The sequence below is a fragment of the Shewanella sp. 10N.286.52.B9 genome, assembly GCF_002873635.1.
In the GTDB taxonomy this organism is placed as follows: Bacteria; Pseudomonadota; Gammaproteobacteria; order Enterobacterales; family Shewanellaceae; genus Shewanella.
In genome coordinates, this window is the sequence record NZ_MCTY01000197.1 from 26,048 (window position 1) to 34,797 (window position 8,750).

8 protein-coding genes and 1 riboswitch are annotated in these 8,750 nt (G+C 43.7%); of the genes, 1 reads left to right on the forward strand and 7 read right to left on the reverse strand.

From position 1 onward, the window contains the following. Nucleotides 1-77 precede the first annotated feature (77 nt). Nucleotides 78-980 (forward strand): LysR family transcriptional regulator, encoded by a 903-nt coding sequence (locus BCU91_RS15445; protein WP_102437194.1) that lies wholly within the window; start codon nucleotides 78-80, stop codon nucleotides 978-980. Between the two features lie 69 nt (nucleotides 981-1,049). On the opposite strand, the gene BCU91_RS15450 is transcribed toward BCU91_RS15445, so the two are convergent. The 7 genes from BCU91_RS15450 to thiC all read right to left on the reverse strand — a co-directional run bounded on the left by BCU91_RS15450 (nucleotide 1,050) and on the right by thiC (nucleotide 8,297). Further along, the gene (locus tag BCU91_RS15450; RefSeq protein WP_102531836.1) at nucleotides 1,050-1,313 is read right to left on the reverse strand and encodes a chemotaxis protein; all 264 of its coding nucleotides are present in this window, start codon (nucleotides 1,311-1,313) and stop codon (nucleotides 1,050-1,052) included. Between the two features lie 81 nt (nucleotides 1,314-1,394). Then, nucleotides 1,395-2,504 (reverse strand): 2-iminoacetate synthase ThiH, encoded by a 1,110-nt coding sequence (thiH, locus tag BCU91_RS15455; protein ID WP_102531837.1) that lies wholly within the window; start codon nucleotides 2,502-2,504, stop codon nucleotides 1,395-1,397. Between the two features lie 95 nt (nucleotides 2,505-2,599). After that, a complete protein-coding gene (locus BCU91_RS15460) occupies nucleotides 2,600-3,364 on the reverse strand; it encodes a thiazole synthase (RefSeq protein WP_102437190.1) in 765 nt (254 codons plus the stop codon). A gap of 2 nt (nucleotides 3,365-3,366) precedes the next feature. Further along, nucleotides 3,367-3,570: a sulfur carrier protein ThiS gene (thiS, locus tag BCU91_RS15465; RefSeq protein ID WP_102437188.1), complete on the reverse strand. Its 204-nt coding sequence runs from the start codon at nucleotides 3,568-3,570 to the stop codon at nucleotides 3,367-3,369. Between the two features lie 22 nt (nucleotides 3,571-3,592). Beyond that, nucleotides 3,593-4,426 carry a HesA/MoeB/ThiF family protein gene (locus BCU91_RS15470; RefSeq protein ID WP_102531838.1) on the reverse strand — a complete coding sequence of 278 codons (834 nt, stop codon included), beginning with the start codon at nucleotides 4,424-4,426 and terminating at the stop codon, nucleotides 3,593-3,595. Continuing rightward, entirely contained in the window at nucleotides 4,423-6,228 is a 1,806-nt protein-coding gene (gene thiE / locus BCU91_RS15475) for a thiamine phosphate synthase (RefSeq protein ID WP_102531839.1), read from the reverse strand. Before thiE ends, BCU91_RS15470 begins: the two co-directional genes overlap by 4 nt. Nucleotides 6,229-6,230: 2 nt before the next feature. Then, nucleotides 6,231-8,297, reverse strand: a complete 2,067-nt coding sequence (gene thiC / locus BCU91_RS15480; RefSeq protein ID WP_102475512.1) for a phosphomethylpyrimidine synthase ThiC — start codon at nucleotides 8,295-8,297, stop codon at nucleotides 6,231-6,233. Between the two features lie 255 nt (nucleotides 8,298-8,552). Further along, nucleotides 8,553-8,652: riboswitch (TPP riboswitch) on the reverse strand. Nucleotides 8,653-8,750: the final 98 nt, after the last annotated feature.

The following is an 8,750-nucleotide window of genomic DNA, read 5'->3' on the forward strand; positions in this document are numbered from 1 at the left end:
TTCTCGATTGCCTTCAAGAGCGTATCACTGTGTGATACGCTCTTTTTAATATTGACCTGTAAACTAATGAGTTTTGTATGAATAGAGCAAAATCCACACTTGAGCAATGGCGAATTATTCAATCTGTAGTGGACTTTGGTGGTTACGCCCAAGCAGCAGAAAAGCTGAATAAAAGCCAATCTTCGCTCAATCACGCTGTGGCTAAACTACAAAACCAACTTGGGATTCAATTACTTGAAGTAAAGGGACGCAAAGCTTACCTAACGCAGCAAGGTGAAGTACTACTCAGGCGCTCACGTCACTTAACCCAAACCGTTGATGAACTTGAGCAACTTGCGAGCAATTTAGGACAAGGCTGGGAGCCCAACTTGACCATTGCCCGCGAAATCATCTATCCAATGCAATTTCTTGTGGACGCCTTAAAAGCCTTTTGGCCCGATAGCCGTGGGACCCGAGTGACTGTCATTGACTCGGTGATCACAGGCACACAAGAATTAATTGACAATAACATCGCCGATATCGCTATTTGCGGTATTCCTGCAAAAGGCCATATTGCCGAGTTCCTGTGTGAGTCAGACTTATACCTTGTATGCAGTCCGACTCATCCATTAACCCAGTGCGGTATTGTTGCCGATGAAACAGAGCTGGCGCAGCACTTACAAGTGGTCATTAAAGACACTGCAACTGAAAAATCAGTAGATACTGGTTGGTTAAAGTCAGAGCAGCGCTGGACAGTATCAAACTTTCACGAAGCAAAAAACGTGTTACAAAGTGGCATTGGCTTTTGTTGGGCGCCCGCTTATTTGGTCGAGGATGATATTCGCCAAGGTAAGCTCGCCAGGCTTATTCTTAAAGGCAGTAAAAGTCGTAAAATTGCATTAACTTTGGTTATCCCTAACCGAGATAATCAGGGGCCTGCCAGTAAATTGTTAGAATCATTAATTTTATTACAGCACGATATTGACCAAAACAAGCCTTGATAGATATCTGATTTATTTAGCTTTAATGATACTCAAAGTCATTAATGCCAGCTCAAGTTACATTGAGTTCTACACTGAGACATCGATTATGGTGCCAATGTTTTCAGACCAGACATTTATCACATCTACTGCAACCTCGGCGTGAGAAATAGCTTGCTGAGCATCAATCAGGGCCGCTGTTTGCGAGCTAAGCGTGACGCTATCTGCAGTTATTAGTACTGAGGCAGAACTTAGCGTTTCTGGGATGGCTACCGCCGTGGTCGCCTGCGCTAAATCATTGTGCGCCTGTTGCAGTCCTTGAACACCGAGGGTAAAAATTGATGCTATTTCCATGATACAACTCCTTTTGAAACAACCTAATAACAAGTTATATCACATTGAATAGTCGTGATAAAATGCATACCAATTTAAAAACTAATACCAGTTTGTCTCCCAATCTTTCCATACTGGGTTAAGCCCTGACTTTTGTATTTGCTGCACCATTTGCACCGCGCTGCGCTCATCTGAGATTTCAAATTGATCCAACTGGGTGTTGGGATTTTGATAACCACCAGGTTGGGTAGAGCTGCCAGCGCTGATATGAGTCACCCCTAAAGGCAATAAGTTGTTACGTAACTGCTGGGTTTCTCTGGTAGATAAACTAATTTCAAGCTGGGGGTTAAACAATCTAAACGCACAGATCAATTGCACTAAGCCCACATCAGTTAATTCGACTTTAGGACTAATTCCACCGGTACACGGTCTTAATCTCGGTAAAGAAATACTGTAACGACTGCGCCAGTGATGTTTTTCTAAATAGGCCAAATGATAGCCCATTAATAACGCATCTACGCGCCAACTGTCTAATCCGAGCAATACCCCTAATCCCACTTTATCAACCCCAGCCGCCGCGACCCTTTCTGGTGTAGTGAGCCGATAAGTAAAGTCTTGTTTTTTACCTCTGGTATGATGCTTGGCATAGGTTTGGCGATGATAAGTTTCTTGATATACCATCACAGCATCGAGCCCTAACCCCACCAGCTGGGCGTATTCATCTTGCGCCAAAGGCTGTACTTCGATTGCTACATAACTGAAATGCTGTTTTACCAGTGGCAAGATGGTTTTAAAGTATTCAATGCCTACTTTGGTTTCATGTTCTCCAGAAACCAGTAATATTGAATCAAAACCTCGCTGTTTAATGATTTGAATTTCAGCTAATAATTCGGTCTCTGTTAAGGTTTTTCGTTTGAGTTTATTACTCATAGAAAAACCGCAATAGTCACACTCATTTGCGCACAAGTTAGATAAATACAATGGCAGGTATAAACCAATATTAGCCCCAAAGCGTTGCCGGGTTATCTGATATGCCCGCTGCGCCATCGTTTCTAAAAAAGGTAATGCAGCAGGCGATAAAAGCGCGGTTAAACTGTCAATATGACCTTGGGGGCGCTGTAATGCTTGTTGCACATCAGCTTCAGTGCTGCTATTAATCCGCATTGATAAATCGATTAAATCTAGCTGTTTAAATTGCTCGACAAAACTCATGGTGCGCCACTCTATTATCTTAATTTGTTGAACCAACCGCATTCAAAGTTAAATTACTCAAACCAAATCATTCACCTGTAAGGGAATAATCTGGCTTACAGATGTAAAAATTGCGTCAGCGGGCTAGTATGTTCTGCCTGTTTGGTAACACTGCCAAGTCCGGCGGTATAGGCATCACGACCGGTTCTAACCGCAAAATCAAAACACCGCGCCATCACTATGGGAGATTGACTACTGGCAATCGCAGTATTGACTAGCACGGCATCTGCGCCCAGCTCCATTGCTCGGCTAGCTTGCGAAGGTGCGCCAATCCCAGCATCAACAACCACCGGCACATTAGCTTGCTCAATGATCATCTCTAAAAAAGGCTCAGTGGCTAAACCTTGATTACTGCCGATAGGACTGCCTAACGGCATCACAGCGGCGCAGCCCACTTCCTCTAGCCGGTAACACAGCACAGGATCTGCATGAACATAAGGCAACACAATAAAGCCTTTTTTACACAAGACTTCGGCAGCTTTAAGGGTTTCAATAGCATCTGGCATCAAGTATTTCGGATCTGGATGGATTTCAAGTTTGATCCACTTTGTGCCAAGCATTTCACTGGCAAGTTCTGCTGCAAAAATAGCTTCTTTAGCGGTTCTTGCCCCTGCAGTATTGGGTAATAACTTAACTCCCATTTGCTGTAATGGCGTCAACAAGTCATCATAGTCTTTACTATGATCAATACGCTTCATTGCGAGGGTCACTAATTGTGAGTTAGAGGCCTCAATGGCGGCTAGCATAGTGTTAGCATCGCTAAACTTTCCTGTACCTGTAAATAAACGAGACTCAAATTGATGTCCGGCTATGGTTAACATAATCACCCCCCTGCTACAGCTGAAAAGACGTCTACTTTATCATTAGGCTGGCATTGAATGGCCTGCCAGCGACTTCTTGGTACAACTTGCTGATTGAGCACTAATGCCAGTGCTTTGGGATTAAGTTGTTTAGACTCTATTAGCGCTAATAAGCTTGGCGCTTGTTGCAACTGCTCTGGTTGGCCATTAAATTCAATTTCAATCATGTTTAATCCTTTTGCGGTAAAGTTATCTGCATGAGTTGACGTCATTTGTTGACGCTGTAATAGCTGCGCTACAACAACTACATTTAGGGTCTTGATTCATTTGTATAATCTGCCATTGCAAGCTTTTAGCATTAAACACATGTAACTTACCCGCTAGCTGGCCTTTGCCTAAGTCATCGGCTGTTAACCAATTTAGCCCCAATAAACTTTGCATTGATGCAACCGTTTGAACAGCAGCAGTGTTAACCCCCATTGATACACATGTTTGTGAAACATGAGTATCTTGTGGGTACAGGCATTGATAACAGCCCCTTTGCGGATAGTCAGTTGAGCTGCAAAATAATTGCCCATCATTAGCGGAAATCGCTGCGCTAATTAGCCCTGTAGCGTGACGAACACAAACTTCATTAATCATTAAGCGGCTAGTAAAGTTGTCAGTGCAATCAAACACCAGATCGACAGATTCAACTAATTTTGCACCATCTGTATCAGCGCCAAAGGCCTGCTCAATTGCCATGATATTTACGTCTTCATAGGCTGCTGCTAACTTATCTTTGGCAAGTAGCGCTTTGCTTAAACCAATATCTTGTTCGTTAAAAAGTAATTGCCGCGACAGATTTGAAAGCTCTACCTTGTCATGATCCATCAATATCAGTTCTCCAACTCCCGCGGCGGCCAATTGCTGGGCAACACTGTGACCTAAACCACCGATTCCGATGATCAGTAGCCGGCTATTAAGTAATTTAAGCTGACCAAGCTCACCCATATCAGTCAGTAAAATATGACTGGCATACTTGATAAACTGCTTGGAAGTGAGCCCACTCTTATTAGCTTGACGCTGTTGTGTAATCGTCATGACACTGGCTCACACTGCAGCTGTTTCACTGATGGCTTGTGGGATTTTACATGTGATTGCCTTGGCTGTTGCTGAGGTTGTTGCTGAGGTTGTTGTGCAGCCGCTAGATGCCATTGCTGCTCTAACAATGAATAAGCCTTGGCAGGGTTTTCTGCTTCAGTAATGGCTCTTACCACGGCAACACTATCAACCCCAGTGGCTTTGATATCCGTTATAACACTTGCATCAATACCACCGATGGCCACGGTTGGGCATACGTTGTTAAGTAATGCACTGTAGCGTGCTAATTTTGCTAAGCCTTGAGGCTTTGACGGCATCACCTTAGTGGTCGTTGGGAAAATATGCCCTAAGGCGATATAGGATGGATTTAATTGCTGAGCTAATAGAATTTCAAATACGCTGTGGCTAGATAACCCAAGGGCTAGCCCTGCCGCTGAAATTTCATTTAAGTCGGCTAACTCAAGGTCTTCTTGACCTAAATGAACCCCGAATGCGCCAAGTTGTATTGCCAATTGCCAATGATCGTTAATAAACACTTGGGCGTTATATTGCTTACCCAGAGCTATTGCGCGGCTAATATCTTGTACTAGTTTGGTTTGCTGAGCATCATTAGAGACCTCATTGACAGCATTAGCTTTAATTCGCAGCTGCACTGTGGTGCAATTGGCTTCTAACACGCTTTGCAGCATAGTCACGTCATCCACAACCGGATAAACACCAATGCCCTTATGCAGCGCAGGAAAGCGGCAATCTAGGTAGCCCTGAGCTGTATTTATTAATCCATTGCTAAACTTTCCACCAGCAGCTAATTCTTGCTGTGTTTTGCCTAAATTGTTAATTTCAGCGCCACTTACGGCAGTAATTTCAGGGTAGTATTGTATTTCATCAGGCCAAGCGGTTTTTGCCACTGGCCCTGCGCCTTTACCAAATGATTCACTGCACACTAATCCCTTGAGTACATATGCTTTTGCCATCACAACGGCATCATGAAGTACATAGTTATGGGCTAAAAAGCATGCTATCGCAGTGGATAAGGTGCAACCTGTGCCATGGTTATTACTTGTATTAACTCGCTCGCTATTAAGCCAATAAGCTTGATATTGATGGGCGTCACTCACGCCGTGAACTTTACGGCAAATGAACAAATCATTGGCTTTGGTTTGTTGCCATACTGCACCACCGCCTTTGGCGAGCACATGACAATGAAGCTGTTTAACCAGTTGCGCTGCCGCACTATAAAAACCATCACTTGAGTCTAGGCTTTGGCTTTTAATTGTGCACCGAGGTTCAAATTCCACGCTGTTAGTATCAGTCAGCGTGTGTAACTCCCTAACATTAGGGGTAATTAAGCTAATTAGACCTTTAAAAGGGCTAAAATCTAACGGCTTTTTTGCGCGCTCATTTAAGCTATCACCACTACTGGCAACCATGACAGGATCTAAAATAATCGGGATCAGCTGGTTAGCTAAACTCTGACTTTTAAATGTCTTTAACCAATTAGCAATGAGTACCAATTGTTGTTGATTGGCAATTAAGCCAATTTTTATGGCTGCTGGCGCTAAATCGCTAGCAAGTGTATTTAGCTGAGCCAATAAGATGGATTCTGACACAGCCTCGACTAGTGTTACAGCCACCGAATTTTGCGCAGTAACAGTGGTAATTGTGCTGCAGCCAAAACACTGTAAGTCATTTATAGTTGCTAAATCTGCCTGTATGCCGGCGCCGCCACCACTATCTGAACCGGCAATAGTCCAGACGATGGGCGACATGGTTTCTAAGCTATGTGGTTGTGAAACATTCATGGTTAAGCCTCTAATTCAGCAGTGGTCTTAACAGCTAAATCTGCGCTTGTTGCTGTGTCTGGCTTAGAAGGTAACGGATGATAAATTGCATAGCCTGTGGCTTTAAATTCAGCTGACTTTTGTGCCATGGCTGATTGAATATCTACACCGCTACTAACGCTTATATCTGCACTTGCGTCTACGGAATTAACATTGTGATTAGAGTGTGCCTGCAGGTGTTTAAATTCGCTAGCGTCAAGCACGTTCACCTTTTGTAACTGATCACGCGCTTGCTTTGCAGCGTATTCACGCACTTCTTGAGTGATTTTCATTGAGCAAAACTTTGGCCCACACATAGAACAAAAATGCGCAACTTTGGCAGACTCTTGGGGGAGCGATTCATCGTGATAAGCACGAGCGGTATCTGGGTCTAAGCCTAAGTTATATTGATCTTCCCAGCGAAATTCGAACCTTGCTTTTGATAAGGCATTATCACGAATTTGCGCACCAGGGTGACCTTTAGCCACATCGGCAGCATGAGCTGCAATTTTATAAGCGATAAGTCCTTGTTTAACGTCTTCTTTATTCGGTAAACCCAAATGCTCTTTAGGAGTGACATAGCACAGCATGGCCACGCCATACCAAGCCATCATTGCCGCCCCAATCCCTGAGGTGAAGTGATCATAACCTGGCGCAATATCGGTGGTTTGTGGGCCGAGTGTGTAAAAAGGCGCTTCATCACAATGGGCAAGCTGCTTTTCCATATTCACTTTAATGAGCTGCATCGGTACATGGCCTGGGCCTTCAATGATGGTTTGCACATCATTTTCCCAAGCAATGTTAACCAGCTCGCCTAAGGTTTCTAATTCAGCAAATTGCGCTTCATCATTGGCATCGGCAATACTGCCGGGCCGCATACCATCGCCTAATGACAATGACACATCGTAGGCAGCGCAGATTTCGCAAATCTCTCTAAAGTGCTCATACAAAAAACTTTCTTTATGGTGACTTAAACACCACTTTGCCATGATGGAACCACCACGAGAAACGATGCCAGTAAGACGTTTTGCCGTCATTGGTACATAACGCAGCAGTACCCCAGCATGGATGGTAAAGTAATCGACACCCTGCTCTGCCTGTTCAATCAAGGTATCTTTGAAAATGTCCCAATTTAGGTCTTCAGCGACACCATTTACTTTTTCTAACGCTTGATAGATGGGCACTGTACCAATGGGGACAGGAGAGTTTCGAATGACCCATTCACGGGTTTCATGGATATAGCGCCCCGTAGACAAATCCATTACAGTGTCAGCGCCCCATCTCGTTGACCAAACTAGCTTTTCGACTTCTTCTTCGATGGACGAGGTTACCGCTGAATTACCGATATTGGCATTAACTTTGACTAAAAAGTTACGCCCGATGATCATTGGCTCAGCTTCTGGATGATTAATGTTTAACGGGATAATGGCGCGGCCGCGGGCAACTTCATCACGGACAAATTCAGCGGTAATAGGCTGGCCAATGTGAGCGCCAAAAGCTTCACCGGGGGCTTTTTGAGTCAAAATCTCATCAGTGACTTGCTCTCTAGCCATATTCTCGCGAATGGCAATATATTCCATCTCAGGTGTAATAATGCCTTTACGAGCGTAATGCATTTGAGTAACGCGGCGGCCTGACTTGGCTTTTTTAGGGCGAACAAGGGCTTCAAAACGCAAATGATCTAAACCGTCGTCAACCAAACGCTGTTGGGTAAAGTCAGAGCTAACTCCATCAAGTTGCTCTGTATCTTCGCGCTCTTCAATCCAAGCTTGGCGAAACTTGTTTAAGCCTAAACGGACATTAATTTCAGCATCAGGATCTGAATAGGCACCGGCGCAATCATAAACTTTAATGGCTGGGTTGGCTTCAGTCACGGGCGCATCTTCACTACCGCCAAGGATAGTATCGCTTTGATGAATTTGACGCATGCCCACTAACAGATCGGGGCGGGATCCGCTCAGATAGATCTTTTCAGAATTTGGGTGCTGTAAAGGTTTTAGGGTTTCAATAAAATTTTGCGCTTGAGCGCGGGTTTCACGACGATTTGACATAAGCAACCTCAAAATAAAAAAATAGAGTTGCTTGCCTGGAGAATTGTTGATGACGAGCGAGTTAACATTAACTCTGTAATTGACTTGAATTTACACCTTAACTTTGAACCTTAAATATCGGCAAATGGCGGGTTAAATTAACTTCAGCAATAACTCTGCTTTAATTAATTCTATCTTTTATTTTGCACTAATATTTATGATCTAGCCACGCAGCCATTCACTATAAAATTGCTGCTGACTGTAGGGTAAAAATAAGCAAATTAACTGCTTGTTTCCTTCGCAGGTTCTAGCCTGATCAGGTTCAACGGATCCCGAATAAACGGTCTCAGCCATAAAGGCACTCCGACAAGATGGCTGCAGTATAGTCAGCTTATTTAATAAAATACAAGTCTATGACAATTTTCGAATCGGAATATGAGTTAAATTATTTCACTAATTAAAATACTGTTATAT